At 68.5% G+C, this 24,341-nt stretch carries 20 protein-coding genes; 8 read left to right on the forward strand and 12 right to left on the reverse strand.

Going from position 1 to position 24,341, the window contains the following annotated elements:
- Positions 1 to 39: 39 nt before the first annotated feature.
- The 6 genes from O2L01_RS14280 to O2L01_RS14305 form a co-directional block, all read right to left on the reverse strand.
- A complete protein-coding gene (locus tag O2L01_RS14280; protein ID WP_270122626.1) occupies positions 40 to 1,458 on the reverse strand; it encodes an NADH-quinone oxidoreductase subunit N in 1,419 nt (472 codons plus the stop codon).
- Positions 1,459 to 3,087, reverse strand: coding sequence for a complex I subunit 4 family protein (locus O2L01_RS14285; protein WP_270122764.1), 1,629 nt, complete (start codon positions 3,085 to 3,087; stop codon positions 1,459 to 1,461).
- Positions 3,087 to 4,889 (reverse strand): NADH-quinone oxidoreductase subunit 5 family protein, encoded by a 1,803-nt coding sequence (locus tag O2L01_RS14290; protein WP_270122627.1) that lies wholly within the window; start codon positions 4,887 to 4,889, stop codon positions 3,087 to 3,089. Before O2L01_RS14290 ends, O2L01_RS14285 begins: the two co-directional genes overlap by 1 nt.
- A complete protein-coding gene (gene nuoK / locus O2L01_RS14295) occupies positions 4,889 to 5,332 on the reverse strand; it encodes an NADH-quinone oxidoreductase subunit NuoK (protein ID WP_270122628.1) in 444 nt (147 codons plus the stop codon). The genes O2L01_RS14290 and nuoK overlap by 1 nt, the downstream gene beginning before the upstream one ends.
- A gap of 161 nt (positions 5,333 to 5,493) precedes the next feature.
- Positions 5,494 to 5,820: a hypothetical protein gene (locus tag O2L01_RS14300; protein WP_270122629.1), complete on the reverse strand. Its 327-nt coding sequence runs from the start codon at positions 5,818 to 5,820 to the stop codon at positions 5,494 to 5,496.
- The gene (locus O2L01_RS14305) at positions 5,817 to 6,176 is read right to left on the reverse strand and encodes a hypothetical protein (protein ID WP_270122630.1); all 360 of its coding nucleotides are present in this window, start codon (positions 6,174 to 6,176) and stop codon (positions 5,817 to 5,819) included. The genes O2L01_RS14300 and O2L01_RS14305 overlap by 4 nt, the downstream gene beginning before the upstream one ends.
- 235 nt (positions 6,177 to 6,411) lie before the next feature.
- Between O2L01_RS14305 and O2L01_RS14310 the strand changes: the two genes are divergently transcribed.
- Both O2L01_RS14310 and O2L01_RS14315 read left to right on the forward strand, forming a co-directional pair.
- Entirely contained in the window at positions 6,412 to 7,152 is a 741-nt protein-coding gene (locus O2L01_RS14310; protein ID WP_270122631.1) for a GntR family transcriptional regulator, read from the forward strand.
- A gap of 338 nt (positions 7,153 to 7,490) precedes the next feature.
- A complete protein-coding gene (locus O2L01_RS14315; RefSeq protein WP_270122632.1) occupies positions 7,491 to 9,287 on the forward strand; it encodes an HNH endonuclease signature motif containing protein in 1,797 nt (598 codons plus the stop codon).
- A 360-nt stretch (positions 9,288 to 9,647) separates the two neighbouring features.
- On the opposite strand, the gene O2L01_RS14320 is transcribed toward O2L01_RS14315, so the two are convergent.
- Complete coding sequence (locus tag O2L01_RS14320; RefSeq protein ID WP_270122633.1) at positions 9,648 to 10,316, reverse strand: TetR/AcrR family transcriptional regulator C-terminal domain-containing protein; 669 nt, start codon at positions 10,314 to 10,316, stop codon at positions 9,648 to 9,650.
- Between the two features lie 104 nt (positions 10,317 to 10,420).
- Here O2L01_RS14320 and O2L01_RS14325 point away from each other — a divergent pair, with 104 nt between their 5' ends.
- Positions 10,421 to 11,149, forward strand: coding sequence for an NAD(P)-dependent oxidoreductase (locus O2L01_RS14325; RefSeq protein ID WP_270122634.1), 729 nt, complete (start codon positions 10,421 to 10,423; stop codon positions 11,147 to 11,149).
- 29 nt (positions 11,150 to 11,178) lie between these two features.
- Here O2L01_RS14325 and mqnP read toward each other — a convergent pair whose 3' ends face one another.
- Both mqnP and O2L01_RS14335 read right to left on the reverse strand, forming a co-directional pair.
- Positions 11,179 to 12,066, reverse strand: a complete 888-nt coding sequence (gene mqnP, locus O2L01_RS14330; RefSeq protein ID WP_270122635.1) for a menaquinone biosynthesis prenyltransferase MqnP — start codon at positions 12,064 to 12,066, stop codon at positions 11,179 to 11,181.
- Positions 12,059 to 13,519: a menaquinone biosynthesis decarboxylase gene (locus O2L01_RS14335; protein ID WP_270122636.1), complete on the reverse strand. Its 1,461-nt coding sequence runs from the start codon at positions 13,517 to 13,519 to the stop codon at positions 12,059 to 12,061. Before O2L01_RS14335 ends, mqnP begins: the two co-directional genes overlap by 8 nt.
- 389 nt (positions 13,520 to 13,908) lie before the next feature.
- On the opposite strand from O2L01_RS14335, the gene O2L01_RS14340 reads away from it, so the two are divergent.
- Positions 13,909 to 15,498, forward strand: a complete 1,590-nt coding sequence (locus tag O2L01_RS14340; RefSeq protein WP_270122638.1) for an MFS transporter — start codon at positions 13,909 to 13,911, stop codon at positions 15,496 to 15,498.
- 14 nt (positions 15,499 to 15,512) lie between these two features.
- On the forward strand, positions 15,513 to 16,220 hold the full coding sequence (locus tag O2L01_RS14345; protein WP_270122639.1) for a TetR/AcrR family transcriptional regulator: 708 nt from the start codon (positions 15,513 to 15,515) through the stop codon (positions 16,218 to 16,220).
- A gap of 178 nt (positions 16,221 to 16,398) precedes the next feature.
- Here the strand turns inward: O2L01_RS14345 and O2L01_RS14350 are convergent, their stop codons facing one another.
- The 3 genes from O2L01_RS14350 to O2L01_RS14360 form a co-directional block, all read right to left on the reverse strand.
- Entirely contained in the window at positions 16,399 to 18,168 is a 1,770-nt protein-coding gene (locus tag O2L01_RS14350) for a glycoside hydrolase family 6 protein (RefSeq protein ID WP_270122640.1), read from the reverse strand.
- Between the two features lie 513 nt (positions 18,169 to 18,681).
- Entirely contained in the window at positions 18,682 to 20,094 is a 1,413-nt protein-coding gene (locus O2L01_RS14355; RefSeq protein WP_270122641.1) for a glycoside hydrolase family 6 protein, read from the reverse strand.
- A gap of 574 nt (positions 20,095 to 20,668) precedes the next feature.
- Positions 20,669 to 20,881 carry a BldC family transcriptional regulator gene (locus O2L01_RS14360; protein WP_205326807.1) on the reverse strand — a complete coding sequence of 71 codons (213 nt, stop codon included), beginning with the start codon at positions 20,879 to 20,881 and terminating at the stop codon, positions 20,669 to 20,671.
- Positions 20,882 to 21,107: 226 nt separating this feature from the next.
- Here O2L01_RS14360 and O2L01_RS14365 point away from each other — a divergent pair, with 226 nt between their 5' ends.
- The 3 genes from O2L01_RS14365 to O2L01_RS14375 all read left to right on the forward strand — a co-directional run bounded on the left by O2L01_RS14365 (position 21,108) and on the right by O2L01_RS14375 (position 24,261).
- Complete coding sequence (locus O2L01_RS14365) at positions 21,108 to 21,569, forward strand: Lrp/AsnC family transcriptional regulator (RefSeq protein WP_270122642.1); 462 nt, start codon at positions 21,108 to 21,110, stop codon at positions 21,567 to 21,569.
- The gene (cds1, locus tag O2L01_RS14370; RefSeq protein WP_270122643.1) at positions 21,570 to 22,640 is read left to right on the forward strand and encodes an L-cysteine desulfhydrase Cds1; all 1,071 of its coding nucleotides are present in this window, start codon (positions 21,570 to 21,572) and stop codon (positions 22,638 to 22,640) included.
- 361 nt (positions 22,641 to 23,001) lie between these two features.
- Positions 23,002 to 24,261 carry an RICIN domain-containing protein gene (locus O2L01_RS14375; protein ID WP_270122644.1) on the forward strand — a complete coding sequence of 420 codons (1,260 nt, stop codon included), beginning with the start codon at positions 23,002 to 23,004 and terminating at the stop codon, positions 24,259 to 24,261.
- The last annotated feature ends 80 nt before the right edge of the window (positions 24,262 to 24,341 follow it).

Here is a 24,341-nt window from a genome sequence, read left to right on the forward strand (position 1 = left end):
GTCCTGATTACGGCCAGTATTTCTGCATGAGCTGGGAATTCACCGAGAAACGGCGGTGAAGTCGAGCACGGCCTGCGGCGCCACGGTCACCGCGAGCAGCGCCAGCCCGATCGCGGCGACGGCGATCGCGAAGCGGCCCTTGCCCGTCGCAGGCCCCCGGCCGAGCAGCACGGTCCGGGCGAGCGGCAGATAGTAGGCGAGCCCCAGCACCGAACCTGCGGCGACGATCACAGCCAGCCACACCGCCGAAGGCGCCAGCACCTCCAGGATCGCGACCTTCGCGAACGTCCCCGCGAGCGCGGGCGGCAGCCCGGCCAGCCCGATCACCGCGAAGAGGAACACCGAGGCCGGAAGCGGCGCGGACCGCCACAGCCCGGCGAGCTCCCCGATCGCGCCGCCTTCGCCGACGCCGGAAACGCGGCCCTCGGCGGCGGCGACCGGCCTGACGGCCGTGAGCGCCGCGAAGGCGCCCGCCTCCAGCAGCACGAAGAACACCGCGTACGCCAGCGCCGCCGACGCGGCCTCCTGCCCCACGGCGGTCGCGACGACCGCGAGCGGGGCGAGCACGTAGCCCGCATGGGCGATGCCGGACCACGCGAGCAGCGGCACCGTGCGGCGCTGCACCAGCGCCCCGAGGTTCCCGATCGCGATCGAGGCGACGCTCAACGCCGCCACCACCATCCCGGTGCTCGTCTCGGCGCCCGCCGCGAGACCGAAATAGACGACCCAGATGATCGCGACGGCGCCGCCGAGCTTCGAGGCGCTGGCGAGGTATGTGGCGATCGGCAGCGGGGCGCGTTCGAGCACGAGCGGCGCCCAGGCGTGCAGCGGCGCGGCCGCGAGCTTGAACGCGAAACCGCCGAGCAGCAGCGCGGCCCCGGCCGCCGTGAGCGCGGGGTCGGCCGACCCCAAATTGCTTGCGAGACCGGCCAGGTGCACCGTGCCGGCCGCCGCGTACAGGAACGCCGCGCCCATGAGCGCGGTCGCCGAGGACGCGATCGAGGCGATCACGAAGGTCACGCCCGCTTCGGCGCCGTCGCGGCCGGGCTTGGTCACGAGCACGTACAAGGGCACGGTCAGGGTCTCGAGCGCCACGATGAGCGTGATGAGGTCGCGCGCGCCCGCGAGCGTGATGCCGCCCGCCGCCGAGACCGCCAGTAGGAACCAGTACTCGCCCGGCTGGCGTCCGCTCACCGCCGCGACCAGGACGCTCAAGCCCGCGAACAGGGCCGCCGCGCCCATCGCCGCGTCGTCGGCCCAGTACGAATGCCATGGGCCGACGGCGAACGTGGCCCGGTCCGCCCCCGCCGCCACAATGACTGCCGCGATCGCGGCGGCGCTGAGCCCGATCATCATGCAGGCCTTCGCGAACCGTCCCGTGAACAGCGCGAGTGCGGCCGTGCCGGCCGCGAGGTAGAGCGGCAGCAGCGCCACGTGGTCGATCGCCTGGACCCGCATCTACAGCAGCCCCTCCCCGAACAGGTCCAGCAGCGGCCCCGGCATCAGGCCGAGCAGCAGCGTCCCGGCCACCAGCGGCGCCCAGACCGCGAGTTCCACAGTGGAGGCGTCGCCGATGCCGTCGGTCGCGGGCACGATGGGGCCGTGGCTGACCCGCCGCAGCATCCGCAGCAGATAGGCCGCGGCCAGGAACGCCCCGAACGCCGCGGCGGCGGCGAGCGCGAGCCAGGCGCCGCCGCGTTCCGTTGCGGCGTAGACGGTGAAGGCCTCGCCCCAGAACCCGGCGAGGCCGGGCAGGCCGAGCGACGCGAGCGCGGCGAACCCGAGCAGGCCCGCGAGCTGGGGCGCGGCGAGCCTGAGGCCGCCGAGCGAGCCGAGGAGGCCGGTGCGCGTGCGGGCCTTGAGGGCTCCGGCGAGGAAGAACAGGAGGGGCGTGATGAGGCCGTGGGCGACGTTCCCGAAGAGCGCGGCGCGGATGCCGGCTTCGGTGCCGGCGGCGAAGGCGAGGACCACGAAGCCCATGTGGCCCACCGAGGAGTACGCGATGAGGCGTTTGAGTTCGGGGAGGCTCAGGCAGACGAGGCCCGCGATGAGGATGCCGAGGGTGGCGAGCACCGCGAGGACGGGCGCGGCGTCGGCCGCGCCTTGCGGGGCGATGCCGCCGGCGATGCGGATGAGGCCGTAGGTGCCGAGTTTGAGGAGGACCCCGGCGAGGAGGACCGAGCCCACTGTGGGGGCGGCGGTGTGCGCGTCGGGCAGCCAGGAGTGGAGGGGCCAGAGCGGGGCTTTGACCGCGAATCCTATGGCCAGCAAGGTGAAGACGAGCAGCGAGACGCCGGAGCCGACGCCCCCGCCGACGATGATCGCCCCGAGGTCGGCGGTCCCGGTGTCGGCGACGGCGACGAACAGGCCCGTGGCCATGACCAGCGACCCGCCGACGGTGAACAGCGCGAACTTCGCGGCGGCATGCCGCCGCGCGGCGGGGTCGCCGTAGCGGTGGATGATCGCCCACATCGGGAGGAGCACCGCCTCGAAGGCGATGAAGAACAGGATCAGGTTGTCCGCGAAGAACACGAGGATCGAAGCGAACTGAACCGCGAGGAGGAGGGCGGTGAGCGATGCGGAGGGCCGAGCCGCCCCGGCACCCGCGAAAGATCCCGACGCGCCGAGCGCTGCCGCGCCACCGGGCACACCGGGCCCCAATTGGCCGGGCACGCCGGAAACGTCATCCGCGGCCAGGGAAGGGCCCCCGGTTGCAACCGTAGCGACCGGAACCTGAAGGGGAGCTGAAGTGCGGCCCTCCGCTCCCAGCGCATTGTGGAGGCAGCACAGGAGGCCGAGGAGCGCCGTCAGGGCCGCGAGAGGCCAGGAGACGCCGTCGACCGCCAGTGCGAAGTCCAGGTGGATCGCGGGCGCCCACTCGTACTCGAGCTGGTGCCACCAGCCGCCCGAGAGGTGCCCGCCAGTGATGACCCAGTTGCCGTCGCCGCGCCCGATCGGCAGCAGCGCGACCGCCGCCAGCGACAGCGCCGCCGCGCCCACGCCGAGCCAATGCGCGAAAGCCCGCTCCCGCCAAGCCCACACCAGCACCGCGCCGAAGAACGGCACCGCGACCGCGACCAGCAGCATCACGTCCACAGGCTCACCCCGATCGCCACCACCGCGACCAGCAGCGTCCCCGCGGCGCTCAACCGCAGGTACCGCACCAGCCCGCCCCGGTGCCCGGCCGCGGTCTCCTCGGCCGCGGCGAGCGTCGCCCGCGCCGAGCCCTCCACGGCCGTCCGGTCGACCAGTTGCTCGTCGAGCACCCGCGCCGCCGACCCGGCCGTCCGCGCCATCGCGCGGGTCGCCTTGCCCGCCAACCACTCCGCGTACAGGCCGTCCGCGAACGCGGGCCGGGCCCGGCCGAGGACGCCCGCCGGGTCGCGCTCGTCGTCCGTCGCGGGCACGCCGCGCCGGACCGTGCGCCACCACGCGTCGGCGACCACGAGGAAACCCCCGGCGGTCGCGAGCAGCACCAGCGCCATCAGATCCATGTGCAGGTCCGGCACCTCGAACAGCCCGGTGTAGTACACCGCGCCCACGCCCACCGTGGCGATCATCAACGCCCACAGGCTGAACGACTCACCGACCGGCACCGCCGGCCGTGTCTCCCGCGCGGATTCGCCGCGCCAGAACAGCATCAGCCACAGCCGCGCCGAATACGCCGCCGTCAGGATGCTCGCGCCGACCCCGGCCCAGAACACGACCACCCCGGCCGGCGTCCCGGCCTCGTAGGCCGCGCCGAGGACCGCTTCCTTGCTGTAGAAGCCGCCCAGCGGCGGTAGACCCGCCATTGCGGCGAGTCCGATCGTCATGGCCCAGAAAGCGAGCGGCGCATCGCCAGGCCGCAGCCGGGTCGTCCGCAGTGAGCCGCTCGTCCCCGCCAGCGAGATGATGACGCCCGCGGTGAGGAACAGCAGGCCTTTGAACGCCGCGTGCGACACGAGGTGGAACAGCGCCGCGTCCCCGGCCGCGACTGCGACGGCCGCGAACATGAACCCGACCTGGCTCACCGTCGACCATGCGAGCACGCCCTTGAGATCCCTTGCCGCGAGCGCGCACAGGCCCGCGCCGATCATCGTCGCTGCAGCGACCAGCGCGACCACGAGCAGCAGGTTTTCCGGCCAGACCGGCAGCAGCCGCGTCTGCACGTACGCGCCGGCCGCGACCATCGTCGCGGCGTGGATGAGCGCGCTCACCGGCGTCGGGCCGGCCATGGCGGGCGGCAGCCAGATCTGGAGCGGGAACTGCGCGGACTTCCCGATGCAGCCGAACAGGATCAGCAGCATCCCGGCCGCAGCCGTCCCTCCGGACACCTCCGCGACGTCGCCGATCCGGAAACTCCCGGCTGCAGTGCCGAGGACCATCACGCCGAGCACGAACGCCACGTCGCCGAAGCGCGTCACCAGGAACGCCTTCGCCGCCGCACCGGGCGCTTCGGGCAGCTTCGCGTAGTGCGCGATGAGGAGGTACGAGCAGGCGCCCATGACCTCCCACCCGATGAGCAGGAACACGAGGTCGTCGGCGGCCACGACGAGCAGCATCGCGGCGCAGAACAGGTTCACCTGCGCCGCGAACGGGATATAGCGCGGATCGTCGCGCAGGTACGGGGCCGAGTAGACCTGGACGAGGAGCGTCACGAACGCCGTCGCGATCGCCACGGCCGCAGCCGTTCCCGAGACGTCGAGCGCGAGCTCCACTCGGATCGAACCGAAGTCGGCCAGCGTCAGCGCGAACTCGGGCAGGGTGACCGCGCACATGAGCGCCGCACACAGTGCCAACGCCGGCGCGGCGATCGCCCAGAACTTCGCGAGGCCCCGATGCCGGAACAGCAGCCCGGCCAGCCCCGCCGCGGCGGGGAGGCCGATGAGGAGGAGTCCGTACGCCATCAGCCGCTCCGGTCCTCGGGAGGCGCTTCAGCGGGCACCCCGGAAACATCGTCCGCGGCCAGGGAAGGGCCCCCGGTTTCAACCCTAGAGCGGGCTTCCTGAAGCGCACCTGAAGTGTGAGTCTCGGCTCCGCGCCCGGCAGCCCCGTCAGTCTCGGCGGGCAGGTCGTCAGTGTCGATCGTGGCCCGCTCCCGCCACAGGTTCAGGATGAGCGCGAGCCCGACCCCGACCTCGGCGGCCGCGATGACCACGATGAACAGCGCGAAGCTCTGACCGGTGTACGCATTGTGGACCAGATCGGCGGTCACCAGCACCAGGTGCACCCCGCCGAGCATGAGCTCGGCGGCGGCGAGCTGCAGCACCGCATTGCGGCGCGTGAGGACCCCGTAGAGGCCGATCGCGAACAGCCCTACGGCGATCAAGAACCCGATCAGCGGATGCACGGCATCCTCCCCGGGGGGATGAGATGGGTCGATCGGGGCCACATGGCCTCATCTTGGACTACCGGGCACCCCGAAGTCCAGCGTCGAGACCGTGTTGATACTCGTCGATCCATACAAGGTGAGATGCGGGAACGTCGTATTCGGCGAATCGGCCGCTCTCGTCAGCGCCTCCCGGCGATGGTGCGGGCGCGCGCTTCGACGGCCGGACGCATCGGGTCGTGCTCCCAGGCCGGGTGCCAGTTCTCGATGTCGGACGGCGGTTCGGTGAGCACGGCGATGAGCCGCGGACCCGCGCTGGTCATCTCGTCGGATACGAGCCGGTGGAGTGTCGGGTCGGTGGTGGAACGGAAGACGGTGAGGCGGACGCGATCGCCTCCGCCGATGCCGATGTAGAACTCGTCAAGTCTGAGCCAGTCGCGCGAGTCGGCGGAGTCGTCGCGGCGGTCGATCGGGATGAGTGCGCGGCGCGGTTTCGTCTTGTCGGTCATCGGGCCGCCCCTTGGAGTTCGAGGACAAGGGCGGCAAGCGGATTGGGCGCGGTCGGGCTGGGGGAGGGGCGCGTCCTGCGGCGGTGGCGGGTGGGAGTGCTGCGACGGAGCCGGAGGTCGGCGGGGGAGATGTCGCCCGACTCGAGCGCGGCGGCGCGCTGGGCTTTGGTTGCGGTGTAAAGGAAGAGGCGCACGGCGGACTCGCGGGCGGTGCAGCCGTGTGTGCCCCAGCGCTCGCCGCACCAAGTGCAGCGGAGACGGCCGAACCCCAGCCAGGTCCGGTAAGGCTCGTGGAGATGCAGGGCGATCTTCGTCCGAGCGGGGACAGGGTCGCGAACTAGGCTCAGCAGCGCCATGGGACTTCCGTTCTCGTGGAGCGCGCGGCCCGCCGGTCGAGGTTCCAAGCTTTCCGGCGGGTCGCTGTTCGTTTGCGGCCCTATTGGGTCCGACTAGTCCGATAAGTACACCACAACCGATGGCATCGGTCAACAAGCAATGCCATCGAAATGAGTTGCGCTCACACGCCGCTCATTCCGGGGCGCGCCACTGGGTAGGCTGATGCGGCATCAGGCGAGGAGGGGTTCGAGGGACATGCCAGGCAAGCGGGGCGCATCAGCGGCGGTCGCCGTCGACGCGCTGCGCCAGCGCATTATCGACGGCACTTACGCTCCCGGCGACCGCATGCCCAGCGCCACATTGATTAGTGAAGAGTTCGGCATCGACCGCGGCACCGCCGCGAGAGTGCTCGCTCAGCTCCGCGAAGCCGGATACATCATCACCAAGCCGAGTTCCGGCAGTTATGTGCGGAGCTTCGAGCGGATCGTCCGCTCCTTCCCGCATCGCCTCACCGTCTGGCGCGAGGGCGAGGCGATCCAGGACGCCGACACCGGCAAGCGGGCCCGCATGGTCGAAGTGACCGTCGGCGAGGTACCGGCGAGCGAGTCGATCGCGTCGTCCTTGGGTGTTGCGCCCGGCGACCCGGTGCTGCGCCGTTCGAGGCGTTTCGCGGTCGAGCAGCGGCCGGTCCAGCTCGCCGACTCCTTCTACCTGATCGACATGGTCCGCGCGACCCCGATCGTCTACACCGACACGGGACCTGGCGGCGTCTACGCCCGGCTCGCCGAGATCGGGCGTGCGCCAGTCCGATTCACCGAACGCCTGCATGCGCGGATGCCATATCCAGCGGAGCGGACCGCGCTCGAACTTCCCGGAGGCACACCGGTCATCGCGATCGTGCGCACCGCGTTCGACGCCGAAGACCGCTGCGTCGAGGTCACCGAGATGATCATCGATGCCAGCGCCTACGAACTCGAGTACCACGCAGAAGTCTGAATGGCGAATTGCGGTGTGGGCGCGCATGGATCACTCACGCCTGCCGCGCCGTTTCGGTCGAGGTTAGAGCGGGCAGCGACAAAGGGTCGGATCCCTTTTGGGCGTGCAGTGCGGCTGGCAGGCAGCGTCGGGGCGCGGGCGGGGGTAGCGATTCTCCCTTGGTTTGTATTGCGCTCCAGGGAGGTTGGAGTGGAGGTGGGGCAGGGTATCGATAGTCCTCTATGGAATGTTCACTCTATCGGGTGATGACACCAGCACGGTGGGATGTCATCATTGAAGTACGAACAAGCAAGCGAAAACAGCCAGATCATTCGAGAACAGGTGTGGAGGCGAGACCCATGGCCCACTGCAACACCCACACCACTCCGGCCCTCTCCCCCGCCTCGAACCTCTCTGCTTCTGCCGATCGCAGGTCTCAGGCTGCGGCGATCCGCACGGCCCTCGATGAGGCCGCTGCCGGTATCAACGCCTTCCACACCCAGATCCTCTCCTCCGTGATCGCGATGAAGGAGCAGGGCCTGCACCGCTCCGAGTTCGGGTTCTCCGCCCTGCGGGATCTGCTGCTGTCCCAGTTCGACTTCACCTACAACACGGCAGGATCCATCGCGGCCATCGCGAGACTGTCAGGGAAGTTCCGGATCCTGGCCAAAGCGGCAACGACAGGAACCGCCAGGATCGACCAGGTCGCCTATGCCGTCCGCCAACTCGACCAGACCCCCGCCATGAGACTCTTCGCCCGCACCCCCTTCCGCACCCCTGCGGTCTCGCCTTTCGATGCCTCGGTCGAGTGCACGACTCCAGAGGCGATGGTCGCCCAGTACTGCCAGCACGCTTCGTTCAAGGAGCTGCGGCGGCACCTGGATGAGCTGTGGGCCTCGATTGCAGAAGAGAGCGAACTGTTCGACGAGTTGGGTGAGCAGTCCCTGCAGCGGCTTGAACTCACCGAGACCGGCAACGGCATGTGGCACCTCGAAGGCACCCTGTCCGAGGCGACCGGTCGGCTGCTGGACAAGTACTTGAAGACCGCGTGCCCGCCGCCTCGCCAGGAAGACACCGAGGCTGAGGCTGATACTGAGGGCGGGGAAGGGCTCCTGCCCGCGCAGGCGAACCGGAATGCCGAAGCCCTCCACCAGCTCCTGGCCGGGTACGGGTCCTCGCCGCAGGCGGCCACGAGGCATGGGCACACTGCCACCCTGGATCTGGTGGTGGACATCGAGACGTTGCAGGGCAAGGACACCGGCCGCCTCCCCCTCCTGGAAGGGCAGCCGATCAGCGTCGCCCGTGCCCGCCTGCTCGCTTGTGAAGCCGGGGTCATCCCCTCGGTCTTCAACTACACCACCGGTGAAGCCGTCGAGCTCGGTCGGGCGATGCGCCTCCCGAACGCTTCCCTTAGGAGGAAGCTGGAGCTTGAGCAACCGAAAGGGTGTGCTTGGCACGGTTGTGACCGGCCGGTCGCTTGGACTGAGGCGCACCACATCCAGCATTGGGCCGATGGCGGGCTGACCACTGCTGAGAACCTGATCCTGCTCTGCCGGTTCCACCACGGCCGGATCCACACGACTGGCTGGAGCGTGGAGAAGACCGGGCCCGGCCAGGCCATCATCACCCACCATGACGGCCACGAAGCAGGCGGCAACGACAGCCAAGGCTGCGGCTGCTCGGACTGGCGCACCGACCACGACATGGACACCGAACACCAAGGCTCGGACTGGGATGTGTTCCCCACCGGGCTCTACCGCTCCGAATGGTCCGAGAGCATGAAGCCCGAGCTTGACGGCATGGCCCAGATGATTGAACGAGACCGGGCGATCAATGCCATGCGAGCGGCGAAGGCCCGATGCCGAGCGAACTTCGCGAAACCGGACCCGGAGTCGGTGGCACCGATACCGGTACCGGTCTTAGGGTGCCCCAGCGGGCGACTGCTGGGGGAAGCGCCGCAAGGGCACCACACTATGCAGCGCAGCTCGAACCTCCGCTTGAGGTTCGGGCCCCTTGGCATGCCCAAGCCAGGAATCCGACCCCCGCCAACCACTTCCCATCGCCGCCCGCCCGAACCCCGACCCGATCGGGCAGGGCAGCCGCAGTGCGTCCGCGCCTTGCCACTGCCTCGTTGTCGCCGCCAGTTTGAACATTGAGGCAATCGGGCCGAGCAGCCGGAGACCAGCCAGGACTGCATGACGCCTTGTTGTCGCTGCCAGGTTGAACCACGGCCCGACCGGACCGGGCGGCCGCAGCAGCAACAGCAGCCCGCCACCACCTCGTTGTCGCCGCCGCTTGAACCGGAACTCAATCAGGCCCCGGGGACGAAAGAAGACACCCCGTCCCGCGCCCATCTCATTGTCGCTGCTCGTTCTGACCGTGCCCGTTCACCCCACCGGCAAGCGAACGCATGACAACGCCAAAACACGACTTGAGCTGTATCGCTGAGCTGCATCCATATCGACGAATTGGCGAACTTCATGGGACAACCGCCGAACTGAAAATCGAACTGAGCATCAGGTCCAGGTGGTTCGGTGCCGTTCGAGGCCGTCGAGGATGAGGTCGAGGCCGATCCAGAACTCGTCGGCGTAGGCGTAACCGGGTTTGAGGGCGTGCTCGACCGCGAGTTCGGCCAGGTGCGGGAATCCCTCCATGGCGGCCTGCTCCAAGATCGGGCCGGCGACCGCTTCGAGGTCGCCAGGCGACTCGAACGGGAGCGCCAGCTCTTGGAGCACGAAACCGTAGATGTAGGCGTCGAGCAGTGAAAAGGCATGCGCCGCACCGGCGACCGTGAACCCTTGTGAGCGCAGGCAGCCGATCACCGCATCGTGGTGCCGCAGCGTCGCCACGCCGGCGTTCGCCCGCGAATCCATCAGCCCGGTCGCCCAGGGGTGGCGGATGAGGGCCTCGCGCATCGACTGGGCGCGATCGCGCATCGCGGACTTCCACTCGACGCCCTCGGCGGGGAACTCGATCTCGGCGAAGACGAAGTCGACCATGCCGTCGAGCAGCGCGTCCTTGTTCCGGAAGTGGTGGTAGAGCGCCATGGCCTGGACGCCGAGGCGTTCGGCGAGCTTGCGGGTGCTCGGTACCTTGCCGCCCGACTCGTCCGCCATCTCGACGGCGGCGCGCACGACCTTCTCCCTGCTGAGCGTGCCGCGGGCTGATGCCGGTTCGGTGGTCACTCGTCGATCCCCGTTCATCGATCGGATTTTCGCCGGTACTTTACACTGTACAGATTTCCTGTACAGTGTAAAGGTAGAAGCACCCTTCACCACGAGGAGAAGTCATGGAACCGTCGAACCCGATCGTGCCGCAGGTCGGCGCGGGCAAGCGGATGTGCATCGTCGGCGCGTCAGGGAAGCTGGGCCGCTACATGGTCCAGCACGCGCTCGAACGCGGCTACGAGGTGGTCGGCGTCTGTCGCGAGAAGAGCGTGCCCAAGCTCGCCGACTACGCGGACCGCATCACCGTGCTCGGCGGCTACACGAACGACCGCGAGGTCATCGCCAAGGCCGTCGAAGGCTGCGACGCCGTCCTCACCGTCCTCGCGCCCTGGGGCGTGGACGACTACGCCTCGGGCACTGCCAAAGCCGTCATCGACCACGCGAGACCCGAAGCGCGCCTGATCTTCTCGTGCGGCTGGCACATCACGCGCGACGGCAAGGACGTCTACTCCCGGAAGATCAAAGCAGCGGTCGTCCTCGCCCGGCTCCTGCGGATCACGCGGCTCGTCGACCTCAACGACCAGTACCGCGCCACCGACCTGATCTTCGACAGCGGCACCCGCTGGACCGTCGTCCGCGGCAGCGACCTCGAGGAAGGCCCCAGCGAAGGCCTGCCGGTCTGGGCCCGCCACGTCGGCGACCCGGTCCTCGCCAGCAACATGACGCGGCGGACCGACTTCGCGCTCTTCATGGTCGAAGCCGTCACCGACGACACGCTCGTGCAGGAGGCGCCCGCGATCGTCGGCCGCCTCACGCCCTCGGCGCTGGCCCACGCCTCCGAAGCGGCCTGACGGTCAGGGCCGGGCCGCGGCCCGGCCCGTCAGCGCAGCAGCAGGTCCGCCAGCGCGAAGGCGAACAGGGCCACCGCGACGAAGCCGTTCGCGGTGAAGAAGGCGCGGTTGACCTTCGAGAGGTCGTTGGGCTTGACCACGGTGTGCTCGTAGGCGAGTGCCACGGCCACGGCCGCGAGGCCGATCCAGTAGATCCAGCCGAAGCCGGTGAGCGCGCCGAACCAGGCGAAGGCGGCCCAGGCGATCACGTGCGTCACCGTGGAGGCGTGCAGTGCGGCCTTCACGCCCCAGCGGGCCGGGGTGGAGTGGACGCCGATCTCGCGGTCGATCTCGGTGTCCTGGCAGGCGTAGATGAGGTCGAAGCCGCCGATCCAGAGGCCCACGGCCGCACCGAGAACGATCGAAGGCGCCGAGCCCTCGAAGCTGCCGGTCACCGCGAGCCACGCGCCCACCGGCGCGACCATCTGGGCCAGGCCGAGGATCGCGTGCGGGTAGTTCGTGAAGCGCTTCGCGTACGGGTAGACGATCAGGGGCGCGACCGCCAAGGGGCTCAACAGGAGGCACAGCCGGTTGAGCAGGCCGGCCGAGACCAGCAGGGCCACGAGGCTGACCGCGCAGCCGATGTAGGCGGTCTGCAGCGAGACCTTGCCGGTCACGAGTTCGCGCTTGGCGGTGCGCGGGTTGAGCGCGTCGATCCTGCGGTCGATGATCCGGTTGGCCGCCATGGCGAGCGTGCGGGCGCTGACCATCGCGATGGTCACGAGCACGAGGACCCGCCAGCTGAAGGCGTCCTCCAGCGTCATGACGGTGAGCGTCGAGAGGTACGCGAAGGGCAGCGCGAACACGGAGTGCTCGAACGCGACGAGCTTCAGGAAGTCCTTGACGTGGTTGGGCTTCGGGGCGAGGGTTTCAGTCAAGTCCGTACTCTTTCCAACGGCGGTCGACGGTCGCTTCGATCGCCGAGCTCATGCGCATCGCCTCGGGCCAGCCGCGCGTATAGCCCTCCTCGGGCCATTTCGCGGTGGCGTCGATCCCGGCCTTGCCGCCCCAGAACTGGTGGTAGGAGGCGTGGTCGAGGTGGTCGACGGGGCCCTCGGTGAGGAGCAGGTCCCGCGAGTAGTCCACATTGCCCAGTGCGCGCCAGGCGACCTCGCGGTAGTCGTGCACGTCGCAGTCGGCGTCGACCACGACGATGAGCTTGGTCAGGCTCATCATCTGCAGGCCCCAGATGGCGCTCATGACCTTCTGCGCCTGCTTCGGGAACTTCTTGTCGATCGAGACGATCACGCAGTTGTGGAAGACCCCGGCGGCGGGCATGTCGTAGTCGACGATCTCGGGGATCATGATCTTCACCAGCGGCAGGAAGATCCGCTCGGTCGCCTTGCCGAGCCCGTGGTCCTCCTGGGGCGGGGCCGAGGTGATGATGGTGTGGTAGATCGGCTTCTGCCGCATGGTCATCGCCTCGATGTGCATGACCGGGAACGGCTCCACGGGCGTGTAGAACCCGGTGTGGTCGCCGAACGGCCCCTCGGGCACGCGCTCGCCCGGCTCGGCCCAGCCCTCGAGCACGATCTGCGAGTTCGCCGGGACCTGGAGCGGGACGGTGAGGCAGTCGACCATCTCGACGCGCTCGCCGCGCAGGAACCCCGCGAACAGGTATTCGTCGATGTCCGGCGGGAGCGGCGCGGTCGCCGCGTAGGCCATCACCGGGTCCGGGCCGATCGCGATCGCCACGGGCAGGCGCTCGCCGCGCTTCTCCGCCTCGGCGTAGTGCGAGGTCGAGTTCTTGTGGATCTGCCAGTGCAGGCCGATCGAGCGCTCGGTGTGCTGCTGGAGGCGGTAGAGCCCGACGTTGCGCTTGCCGGTCTCGGGGTGCTTCGTGTGGGTGAGCCCGAAGTTGTGGAAGACCCCGCCGTCGCCCGGCCAGACCTGGAGGCCCGGGAGCATGTTCAGGTCCACGTCGTCGCCGGTGAAGACCACTTCCTGGCACGGGGCCTTGCGGATCTTCTTGGGCGGCACGGACTTGAGCTGCATGAGCTTGCCGAGGCCGTCGCGGATGCCGGCCCAGCCCACGGGCAGCTCGGGCTTGGCGAGGGCGCCGATGCGGTCGCCGATCTCGTTCAGCGAGCTCACGCCGAGGGCCTTGGCCATGCGCGCCTCGGTGCCGAAGAGGTTGATCGCGACCGGCATGGTGCTCCCGGCCGGGTTCTCGAAGAGCAGCGCGGGGCCGTCCTCGCGGATCACCCGCTGGGTGACCTCGGAGATCTCAAGGTGAGGGTCGACCTCGGCCTTGACGCGCTTGAGCTCGCCGTCCGCCTCGAGGGCGGCCAGGAACGCCTGCAGGTCTTCGTACGGGAACTTTGGTGCCACGGCGTTCATTCAACCACCCTGCCGTCGTCACATTTCCGCGCTGTACTTCGTCCTAGTGGTGTTAGAGGCGCAGCGGTGTGAGAGGCACAGCGGTGCAGGGGGCACGGCGAGCAGTCGGCGCGGCGGTGTCGACGGCGTGTGGACAGCCCGGCGGTCTTGATCGCTTGCGGTCCCGGCGCGTGTGAACTATCTTACGAAACGGTACCGTCTCGTTTCGGAAAGGCGTAAACTCGAGCGAGCACCACGATACGACCGGGGTACGACAACCCCGGGCATCGAACACCCAGCGCGCCCCGGGCCGGAACCCCGCGCGCACGAGCCGCGGTCGGCGCCGCGGCCACATCATCAGATGCACGAATCTTCTTGCACTGCACAGAAACGGAAACCCTGTGAGCGATACCCGTTCCGAACCGACCCTGGAGGTCGAGGACCAAGGCCACCCGCGCAGGTGGGCCATCCTCAGCGTCCTCGTCATCAGCCTCATCGTCGTCGTCCTCGACAACACCGTCCTGAACGTCGCCATGAAGACCCTGGCCGACCCCGAGGCGGGCGTCGGCGCCAGCCAGAGCGACCTGGCCTGGATGATCAACTCCTACACGCTCGTCTTCGCGGGCCTGCTCTTCGCGTCCGGCATCATCGGCGACCGCATCGGCCGCAAGAAGATGCTCCTCGCCGGCCTCGCCGTCTTCGGCGTCGCCTCGCTGCTCTCCGCCTACGCGAGCTCGCCCGACCAGCTGATCTGGTACCGCGCTCTCATGGGCGCCGGCGCGGCGATCATGATGCCTTCGACGCTGTCGCTGCTGCGCAACGTCTTCTCCACCAAGGAGTTCCCGAAGGCCCTCGGCATCTGGACCGGCGCGGTCGGCATCGGCGGCGCCATCGGCCCGATCGTCGGCGGCGCCCTGCTCGACCACTTCTGGTGGGGCTCGGTCTTCCTCATCAACGTCCCGATCGTCATCTTCGGCCTCATCGCCGTCACGATCCTCGCGCCCGAGTCCAAGGGCAGCCAGGCCAAGGCCGACTTCGTCGGCATGGTCCTGTCCATGGTCGGCCTCGTCAGCCTCACCTACGGCATCATCGAAGCCGGCGACGCCGGCTCGTGGACCGGCATCGAGGTCTGGGGCACCATCGCGCTCGGCGTGCTCGTCCTCGTCGGCTTCGTCCTGTGGGAGAAGCGCATCCCGCACGCCTCGCTCGACATGAAGCTGTTCAAGAACACCCGCTTCTCGGCGTCCTCGGCCATCATCACCCTGACCTTCTTCGGAATGATGGGCCTGATGTTCTTCATGACCTTCTACCTCCAGCTCCTCAAGGGCTACTCGCCGCTGGAGACCGGTCTGCTGTTCCTGCCGTTCGGCGCCTCGATGCTGGTCTTCGCGCCGCTGTCGAACACGCTCGTGCAGAAGCTCGGCGCCAAGGTCGTCGGCATCGCCGCGATGCTCCTGGTGATCACCAACTTCACGGTCACCGCGCTCGTCTTCGAGGCCGACACCTCCGTCTGGGTCGTCATCGTCCTGTTCCTCATCACCGGCGCCGGCATGGCCAACCTCATGCCGCCCGCGATGAACACGCTGATGTCCTCCGTGCCCAGGGAGAAGGCCGGCGTCGGCTCGGCGCTCGCCAACACCCTGCGCCAGGTCGGCGGCGCCCTCGGCGTCGCGGTCCTCGGCACGATCATGGCCCAGGCCTACCAGTCCAAGATGGGCGACGCCGCCCCGCAGCTGCCGGACGCGGCCCGCGAGTCCTACGCGGCCACGTACGGCGCGCTCGAAGGCGGCCACATCCCGGCCGAGGCGGCCGGCGCCGTCGCGAACGCGGCCGACGCCTCGTTCATCGACGCCCTGCACACCACCGCGTTCACCGCGATCGGTGTGGCGCTCGTCGGACTCATCATCATCGCCCTGTTCTTCCCCGGCAAGCAGCGCCGGGAGACCCAGACCCCGGAGCGGGCCACCGAACCCGCCCTGGTCGAGGCCTAGGGGAGAATCGGGCCATGCCTCCCGAGCTCAGCGAGACACCGACCGTTCCGGACCATGCCGCCGCAGCCAGTGCCCCCGGGCCTGACGGCAGCGGACCCGATGGTGCCGCAGACGACGGCGCCGCGGCGCCGGCCCCCGCCAAGGGCCGGCCCCGCAGCGAGGCGGTCAGCCACGCGATCCTGGAAGCCGCCCTCGATCTCATCGCCGAGCACGAGAACACGACCGATGTGAGCGTGGAGGCCATCGCGGACCGCTCCGGCGTCTCGAAGGCCTCCATCTACCGGCGCTGGTCCTCCAAGGAGGAGCTCCTCGCCGCGGCGATGGAGAGCATCAAGGCCCCGCTCCCGGAGTCGATGCCGCGCACCTCGTTCCGCGACGATCTGATCCACCTGGGCCACAGCATGACCCGGACCTTCGGGCCCCGGGACATGAAGGTCGTCAAGTGCATGATGCTCGCCGCCAAGGACAACCCGGAATACCAGCGCCACCACAAGCGCCTCATCGAGTACCGCCGCAGATTCGTGCGCGACACCTTCGCCCACTGGGTCGAACGCGGCGAAGCCCGCCCGGACCTCGACCTGCACCTGGCGGTGGCGATGTTCATCAGCCCCCTGCTGACGATCTACGTCTACGGCCAGTACTCCGACGTCCAGCAGCCCGACACCGTCGAGCGGCTCGTCGACAACCTGCTGCAGGGCATCGGCACGGCCCTCGTCGAGTAGCGCAAGCACAAGAACGCCTCGCGGCCTTCACGATCCGCCGATCGTGAAGGCCGCGTTCGCTTCCCCCGACCAGATGCGACCGGGCCCCGCCGTCCCGCGGGGCCCGGTCACCGGAAGGAACCGAGGATGTGGTCTAGGGGCCCGGCTCGCCGCCACTAGGCGAGCCGGGCCGGCCGCCTTAGTTCACCGGCGGGTAGGCGTTCTGCAGGAGTTCCGCGAACTGCTCCGAGGACCAGTGGCCCGAGAGCGGCATGTTGTCGCGGGCACCGGACGGGTTGTTGCCGTTGCGGATGTTGCCCCCGTAGTCGGGGTCGCACATCTGGTCGAAGCCCTTGCCCTCGTCGTTGTCGATGAGCTGCGAGGAGCCGTCGGACTCGCCCGGGGGCTTGATCCAGACGTAGGCGTCGATGCCCGGCTCGGGGTTGGCCTGCGGCCGCTCGCCGAGGCCGGCGCCGGCCTGGTTGCACCAGTTGCCCTTGTTGTAGCGCTGGTCGATGCGGGACTCGTCCACGAAGGTGATCGGGTTCGTCGAGGTCGACGGGCCGGTCGGACGGTAGTCGCCGCCCCAGCCGTTGCGGCTGGTGTCGATCAGCATGCCGATGTCGGAGTTGAAGCCGTTGCTGATCAGCTCCTGGCGGAACGCGGTCGCGAAGTCGATCTCACCGTTGTAGGCGTTCCAGTCGACCCACTTGACGTCGCCGTTCTGGTTGATCGGCTTGCCCCCGACGTTCTGGTTGACCTCCCAGTAGGGCTCTTCCAGGACCGAGAAGTTCGCGGTGTTGGTGATGAAGCCGTGCACGTCGTCAGCGGTCATGCCGTTCATGCCGATGAGGTCGCCGTACTGCGCCGCGGAGGCGTGGAAGTTGTCGTACTGCGGGTCGTCGTTCGTCCACCCGATCCAGCCGTGGTGGCCGACGTCGAGGTAGTTGTACGTGTTGCCCAGCGCGCCGAGCTCCGAGACGGCGTAGGAGATGCCGTCCTCGTAGTTGCCGTTGGCCTTCATGGTGTTGCAGTTGTCCGTGGCGGTGGCGCGCGGCGAGACGTTGGTGACCAGGTTCGGCAGCGAGTCGACCTCGATCACGTTGACGATCCTGAGGTCGGCGTACTTGGCCTGGCCCATGATGTCGACGATCGGGTCGATGTACTCGGTCTTGTACTTGCCGATCTCGGTCGCGCCGAGTTCGCCGTTGGAGGCGAGGGCGGCGCAGTCGCGGCCGGGAAGGTTGTAGATGACGACCTGGATGACGTCCGCGCCTTGCGACACGGCCTCGTCGAGGTGGTCCTCGAGGCCCATGGAGCCGGTGGTCGGCGAGCCGTTGCCGTAGATCGCGGAGGTGCGGTCGATCCAGACGCCGGTGGGCTGGTCGGCGATCGCGTCGCCGCCCGGCTCGGCCGCGGCGTTCACGGACCAGATCGGGTTGACGTAGACCTGCGCGCCGCCGGCGTACGGGTTGTCGACCTTGTCGCCGCCGCCCGGGTTGCCCGTCGGGTCATCGGTGGGGGTCTCGGTCGGGGGAGTGGTCGGGGTGGTCGGGCCGTTGCAGACGTCGCCGTTCACCGTGAAGCGGGCCGGAGTCGCAGAGGACCCGCTGCCGATGAACCCGAAGACCTCTTTGCTCTGGCCATGCGCGATGCTCGCGTTCCAGCCGACGTCCTTACCGGTGAAGCCGGTGCCGCTCTGGGTCCAGCCGACGTTCCACGCGGAGGAGACCTTGGTCCCGGACGGGAAGTCCCACTTGACCTCCCAGCCGTTGATCGCTTCGTCGGCCGTGATCACGACGTTGGCCTGGAAGCCGCCGTTCCACGAGCTGACGACGTTGTAGTCGACTTCGCAGCCTTCTTCGGCGAGTGCCTGGTTCGCCGAAGCAAAGGTCAGACCGGTGGCCGCGAGGGCGCCCACGGCGACGCTCGTGAGCGCGAGTCTCCTTCTCCTTCGAGATACTTGCATGTGTCGATGTCCTTCGGGGTTGATGGGCCGCGCCAACGGCCCGGAACGGGTGCCCATCGAGGGAAGCGCTCCCAAGATGTGCATTGATAATCTCCGATATATTGATGGACTGTCAAGAGGTCCACCAGGAAATTTCGCTCCTTCGGCTCATTTGGCCAACGCTTTCGAAGGTAGTCCCAATGAAGGCAAGCGCTTGACGCAGTGAAAACGCTCCCGCATAAACCGTATGGTTCCCTTAGAAAAACTTCCCGCCGCAACCCTGTCGGACCCTCGGGGTGGGTGTCCGTTTTGCGCGCGATCGCCAGACTCGGCCCGTTTCGCATTCGCGCCGCTCGCGAGCATCCTTGCCCCGCAGCACGACACGCCGGCGGGGCCGCGCGTTGCGCGGCCCCGCCGTCTTCATGCGGGCGAAGTGCCGGTTCGCCCTTGTCCTGCCCGAACTAGCTCATGGGCGGGTACGCGTTCGCCAGCGGCTCAGCGCTGTGCTTTCCGGTTCGCCGAGCCGCAAGGTCGCTAGCTGACCGGCGGGTACGCGTTCGCCAGCAGCTCGGCGAACTGCTCCGAGGACCAGTGGCCCGAGAGCGGCATCTCGCCGCGCGCCCCGCTCGGGTTGTTCCCGTTGCGGATGTTGCCCTCGTAAGCCGGGTCGCACATCTCGTCGAAGCCCTTGCCCTCGTCGTTGTCGATCGGCTCCGAGGCGCCGTCCGACTCCCCCGGAGGCTTGATCCACACGTAGGCGTCGATGCCCGCCTCAGGCGAGGACTGCGGCCGCTCGCCCAGGCCCGCGCCGGCCTGGTTACACCAGTTGCCCTTGTTGTAGCGCTGGTCGATGCGCGACTCGTCCACGAAGGTCACCGGGTCGGTCGACGTGGACGCGGCGGTCGGGCGGTCCGGGCCGCCCCAGCCGTTGCGGCTGGTGTCGATCAGCATGCCGATGTCGCTGTTGAACCCGTTCGACACGAGCTCGTCCCGGAACGCCGTGGCGAAGTCGATTTCGCCGTTGTAGGCGTTCCAGTCGACCCACTTGACGTCGCCGTTCTGGTTGATCGGCTTGCCGCCGACGGTCTGGTCGACCTCCCAGTAGGGCTCCTCGAGCGCCGAGAAGTTCGCGGTGTTGGTGATGAAGCCGTGGACGTCGTCCGCGGTCATCCCGTTCTCGCCGATGAGGTCGCCGTACTGGGCGGCGGAGGCGTGGAAGTTGTCGTACTGCGGGTCGTCGTTGGTCCACCCGATCCAGCCGTGGTGGCCGACGTCGAGGTAGTTGTACGTGTTCGGCAGCGCGCCGAGCTCGGCCGCCGCGTACGAGACGCCGTCGATGTAGTTGCCGTTGGCCTTCATCGTGTCGCAGTTCGGCGTCGCGGTGGCCCGCGGCGAGACGTTCGTGACGAGGTTCGGCAGCGAGTCGACCTCGATCACGTTGACGATCCGCAGACCCGCGTAGGCCGGGTCGCCCTGGATCGCCACGATCGGGTCGATGTACTCGTTCTTGTACCGGTCGATCTCGTCGGCCTTCAGCTCGCCGTTGGAGGCGAGCGCGGCGCAGTCGCGGCCCGGCAGGTTGTAGATGACGAACTGGATGACGTCCGCGCCCTGCGCCACGGCCTCGTCCAGGTGGTCCTTGATGCCCATGCTCCCGGTGGTGGGGGAGCCGTTGCCCTCGATGGCGCTGATCCGGTCGATCCACACGCCGGTGGCCTCGTCCGCGATCGCGCTGCCGCCCGGCTCGGCCGCGGCGTTCGCGGACCAGATCGGGTTGACGTAGACCTGCGCGCCCTCGTAGGGGTTGTCGACCTTCGCCTGGGCGATGCCGGCGTCCGGCTGCTCCTGGGCTCCGGCGCTGGTGAGCGCCAAGGTGCTGACCGATGCGGCGGCGAGCGCCGCGGCCGCCAGGGCCCCTAGGCGCTGTTTCCTTCGACTGAGTGTCATGTGCCTTCCCTCGATTGATAGTCGGGCTTGACGTCTTCGGGAACGGCTCCGTGGGTACCGGGCGGACACGGAAGCGCTCCCAAACTTTCACATCGAAGTTTGCCTATGTCTCACTGTGATGTCAAGGGGCTCGATACCGGAGAATCCAGAATTTTCCCATTGGCGGCATGTATGGCGACTCAGGGTATTCATCCGACTTCAAAAAGTGAACAAATGCCCTTAATGGAACAAAATAGATCCACTTTGGATCAGATGTGGTCCGGGCAGCGAAAAACCCGCGCCGCCTGATGGCGGCGCGGGCTCGGATCTCCGCGGAACCTTCGGTCCCGGCTGTGCTTGCCTCAACAACTGTGCTTGACCAAACAACTGCGCCTGCCCCGACAACCGCGCCTGCCTGAACCGCTAGCCCGAACTGCGCCTGCCCCGAGCATGCGAAAAGCCGGTACCGGGCGCGTCCTTCCTCGGCCGTGTGCGGACGTGGGGCGCTGCGCGGGACCGGCTTGTGCCGGACGGTCGTTCAGTTCACGGAATCGCGGTCGCTGAGGCGGCCGCTCGTTACGGCTGGGCTGCGGTGTTACTGGGCGTTACCGGTCTCAAAAGTCGTCTGTGCTCCGGCATCGCCTTCGAGCAGGGCCCGCACTTCCGATTCGCGGAACCGGCGGTGTCCACCCGGTGTGCGTATGCTCCCGATCCGGCCTGCGGCGGCCCAGCGCGTCACGGTCTTGGGATCGACTCGGAACAGCGTGGCCACTTCGCCGGGTGTGAGTAGGCGGTCCTCGGTCTCCATGATTTCTTCCTCCCCGTGATGAAGACTCACTTCGTGCGTTAAACCCATTACACCACTATTCAGTCAAACCTGCCATGAGTTCTTGGACATACTTTCGGCTGGTAGGTATTGCCTGAAAGTACCACGCGTATGTCAACGGCGCTCTGAGCTGAATCTGACGCTCTAGGACTACGCGGGTATGAGGTAGGCACAGGGCGCAAGTGGCAACTCTGGTTATCCTCGACAAGTGGACGAGATCGACCAGACCATCGTGAACCTCTTGCGCACCGACGGGCGTACCTCCTACGCCGAGCTGGCGCGGCGGGTCGGTCTCACCGCGCCCTCCGTGCAGGACAGAGTCACCAAGCTCGAGAAGAACGGCATCATCACCGGCTACAAGGCCGTGATCGACTCCGAGGCCATCGGCCTCGGCATCACCGCCCTCATCGGCATCATCCCCGACAACGCGGCCGACCACCGCGACATCTGCGAACGGCTGCGCGCCATTCCGGAGATCGAATCGTGCTATTTCCTCGCGGGCGTGGAGTGCTATCAACTCAAGGTCCGGGTGCCCAAGATGGGCGATCTCGAACGGCTGATCCATCGCGTGGGCGCGATTCCCGGTGTGGCCCAGACGCGCACCACCATCACCCTCTCGACCAAGTGGGAGGACCGCCCGCAGCCCGTCCCGTTCGAGCAGGCGGACTGAATGCGCTCCGTCGACCGGGCCCAGCCGCGGCTTTGGACCAACTGGGCGATCACCACAGTGGAGGCCGACGCCAACCGCTCCGCCGACACGCACCTGCTGCCGTTCCCGCTGCCGCCCGAATGGGGCGTCGACCTCTACCTCAAGGACGAGTCGACGCACCCGACCGGCTCACTCAAGCACCGGCTCGCGCGCTCGCTGTTCCTCTACGCGATCTGCAACGGCTGGATCGGCGAGGGCACGCCCGTCATCGAGGCCTCCAGCGGCTCGACCGCGGTGAGCGAGGCGTACTTCGCGCGGATGCTCGGGCTGCCGTTCACCGCCGTGATGCCGCGGACGACGAGCGCGTCGAAGATCGCGCTCATCGAGTCGTACGGCGGCAAGGCGCACCTCGTGCGCGAGGCCGGGGAGGTGTGCGCGGAGGCCGAGCGGCTGGCCGCCGCGACCGGCGGGCACTTCATGGACCAGTTCACGTACGCCGAGCGGGCCACCGACTGGCGCGGGAACAACAACATCGCCGAGAGCGTCTTCGAGCAGATGCGGCTCGAGCGGCACCCGGTGCCGACCTGGATCGTGGTCGGCGCGGGCACGGGCGGGACCTCGGCGACCATCGGGCGGTACGTGCGCTTCCGCAAGCACGCCACGAACCTGTGCGTGGTCGACCCCGAGCACTCGGCGTTCTTCGACGGGTGGCTCGAGGGCGACCCGGAGGCGTCGAGCGAGCGCGGCTCGCGGATCGAGGGGATCGGGCGGCCGAAGGTGGAGCCGTCGTTCATCCCCGAGCTGGTGGACCGCATGGTGAAGGTGGACGACGCCGAGTCGATCGCGTGCGTGCGCTGGGCCTCCGAGCGGCTGGGGCGGCGCCTCGGCGGCTCGACCGGGACGAATCTCGTGGCGGCGCTCGCGATCATCGCGGAGATGCGCGCGGCCGGGCGCGGCGGCAGCATCGTGACGCTGCTGTGCGACTCGGGGCAGCGGTACGGCAGCACCTACTTCGACGACGACTGGGTCGCGGCCCAGGGCATGGACCTCGAAGCAGCGGCCGCGCGCCTCGCGCCGCTCCTCCCGGACTGAGCGTTCGGGCGCCGGCGCTCGCGTCACTCGTTCGGGTGGCTTCCGCGCGGGTGGCCCGGATTCGAGCCGGTTCTTGTCGCACCCGCGCGAAATGATCGCGGCACAGTCCCCGGGTGGGTGGGGGTTAGGGATGGCATGCATCGTTACGGCCTTGACAGGCCGGGTGGGTCGGGTCTTGTGCGAACGTTTGCCTCGGGGTTACGATGCTCCGAAACACATCGAAATGTATGAGTATGTAAAACCTTTGGCGCACCCGGCACCGCTCGAGGTCCTTCGCAGGGGCCCGCGAACCGCGCGATCTTGAATCGTTTCATCAAGTCGTGCTCCGGCCGTGTGCGCATCCACTTTCGAAGGAGCGCACATGACCCACCCAGCGGACCACCCCAACCCCTTCAGCGCCAAGCTCTCCCGCCGGTCCCTCGGCCTCCTCGCCGGACTCGGCGCCGGCGCCGCCGCGGGCGGGTTCCTCGGCGCGGGCGCCGCGAACGCGGCCTTCACCCCGGGCACCTGGTACCACCTCCAGTCCCGCTACTCCGGCCTCGTCCTCGAGGTCGCGGGCGCCTCGACCGCCACCGGCGCCAAGCTCGTCCAGCGCAACCGCACCTACGCGACCAACCAGCAGTTCCGCTTCGTCTCGGTCGGCAGCGGCTACTACCGCATCGAGGCCCGCCACTCCGGGCTCGTGCTCGACGTCTACGGCAAGTCCACCGCCAACGGCGCGGACGTCATCCAGTGGACCAGCACCGGCGGCACCAACCAGCAGTGGCAGATCATCGACGACGGCACCTGGCTGCGCTTCGTCAACCGCAACTCCGGCAAGGCCCTCGACGTGTGGGAATGGGCCATCGCCCAGGGCTCGCGCGTCTCCCAGTACGACAACGGAGGCGGCATCAACCAGCAGTGGAAGCTCGTCCCCGCCGAGGCCGCGGCCGCCTCCGGCAACCCCACGATCTACGTCGCCTCCGACTCCACCGCCCAGACCTACAACTCCTCCGCCTACCCGATGACCGGCTGGGGCCAGAAGCTCGGCGGCTGGATGGACGCCAACACGACCATCGCCAACCACGCCATCGGCGGGCGCTCCTCGCGCTCCTTCATCGAGCAGGGCCGCCTCCAGGCCATCCTCGACGTCATCAAGGCCGGCGACTACCTGTACGTCCAGTTCGGGCACAACGACGCCGACTCCTCCAAGCCCGAGCGGTACACCTCGCCCGCGGACTACAAGATGTACCTCCGCGACCACTACATGGCCGGGGCCACCGCCAAGGGCGCGATCCCCGTGCTGCTCACCCCGGTGAACCGGCTGGACTACAACACCTCCACCGGCCAGTTCAACGAGTCGTTCGCGACCTACGCCGCGAAGGTCCGCGAGCTCGTGAACGAGACCGGCGTGGCCTCCATCGACCTCGGCGCCCGCTCCCGCTCGTACCTCAACGCGATCGGGCCCGACCGCGCCCGCGAAGAGGTCTTCATGCACCTCGCGGCGGGCGAGTACCCGAACTACCCGGACGGCCTGGCCGACTCGACCCACTTCCAGGAGAACGGCGCGAACCAGATGGCGCGCCTGGTCTCCGAGGGCACGAAGGCGCTGAGCAAGCCGATCGCGGCGCACGTCCGCTAGCCGGTTCCACGCGGCGCATGCCCTCCACCCTGCCCTCCACCCCGGGCATGCGCCGCGGCTCGCGCGCCCCGCAACTCCTC

This window comes from Glycomyces lechevalierae (assembly GCF_027622945.1).
Classification (GTDB): Bacteria; Actinomycetota; Actinomycetes; order Mycobacteriales; family Micromonosporaceae; genus Glycomyces; species Glycomyces rutgersensis.